This window comes from Dissulfurispira sp. (genome assembly GCF_036745535.1).
GTDB lineage: Bacteria > Nitrospirota > Thermodesulfovibrionia > Thermodesulfovibrionales > Dissulfurispiraceae > Dissulfurispira.
Genome location: NZ_DAIOFX010000189.1, coordinates 1 through 1249, shown reverse-complemented (window position 1 = coordinate 1249; position 1249 = coordinate 1). Strand labels below are relative to the sequence as shown.

The 1249-nt window shown below is 44.3% G+C and carries 2 protein-coding genes; both read left to right on the top strand.

Going from position 1 to position 1249, the window contains the following annotated elements; translation table 11 throughout:
* Positions 1 to 41 precede the first annotated feature (41 nt).
* The gene (locus tag V7L97_RS12770; RefSeq protein WP_333656591.1) at positions 42 to 383 is read left to right on the top strand and encodes a hypothetical protein; all 342 of its coding nucleotides are present in this window, start codon (positions 42 to 44) and stop codon (positions 381 to 383) included.
* The coding region (locus V7L97_RS12765; RefSeq protein WP_333656590.1) for an HD-GYP domain-containing protein at positions 380 to 1249 on the top strand (870 nt) is incomplete at its 3' end. The genes V7L97_RS12770 and V7L97_RS12765, both read left to right, overlap by 4 nt.

Below are 1249 nucleotides of genomic sequence, written 5' to 3'. Positions count from 1 at the left end.
TAAGCAGTATGAAGCTATATATAAATTCAGGGGGATAATGTATGGCTGATATGAAGGATCCACAAAAAACAATGGTGATGATGAGCATCGAAAGGTTTCCTGTGGGATTAAGCGTTCCTTTTGACGTATATAAACGAGATGGCACTACCTATTCCTGCGCTTTGAAGAAATGGCAGAAATTTGATGATGCTGTCAAGGCTGAGTTAAAAAGCAAAGGCATCGTGTTTCTGTATGTTGAAGGAGAACCTGCAAAGGTCAATCAGTATTTTGATAAAAAACCTGCAGAAGATGAGTCCGCGAAAAAGCCTATGCCTCATACTCCAAAGAGAAGGAGGCGTACCATAATGTCAGCAGGCTTATTTTTACTGCTGGATCACAAGTGAATTTCAGCATATACAAGGTTTCGAACCTGCGCTATGAGCCTCTTATCGAAACTCTGCCGGAGAAGCCCGTGCCTGTTACGAATGCTATCTGCAATGCAGACGGCGACCTGGCGATTAAAGTGTCCGATCTGAAGCTGTATAGGGAATATCTCTTCTCGCAATCAAAAAAAAAATCAGCATCGGATAGTGCAACTAAGCTCACGACCGTCAAGGAATGCGCCAAAATGAGCGTCAGGGATGTTCTGTCGGATCCCGGCAATGCCCAGAACATTGACAATGTGGTAAGCTCGGCTAATCAGGTAATAAACATACTGAAACAGAAAGACACCGCGCTCAGCACAATGCTCACCAAAAACGCCCGTGACATGTATATTTACAACCACTCCCTAAATGTATCGGTGCTGTCGGCGGCTATGGCGTTTGCGATGGGCATGAACCAGAGCCAGATAGAAAAGCTGGCCCTTGGAGCCATGCTGCATGATATCGGCAAGAAAAATATACCGCCATCGATACTGTATAAAAGAGAGCGTTTGACAGACGAGGAGTTTGCCGTATGGAAGAAGCATGTCGCTGATGGCATCAATGTCCTGAGTCAGTCGGGACTGCATAGCGAATCTATCATTGCCGTGAAACAACATCACGAAAAACTATCTGGTACCGGCTACCCATACGGTCTAAAAGGAGCCTTTATCAATCAGTTTGGCAAGATCACGTCAATCGTCGATTGTTATGATTCCTTGACCACGCCACGTCCATTCAGAACTACCTATACTCCTTTCAACGCCCTGGACAAGATCATGAAAGAGACCACTGAAAAAGGTGATTTCGATTTAGAGCTTGTAAAACTTTTTATAAAGATACTGAAA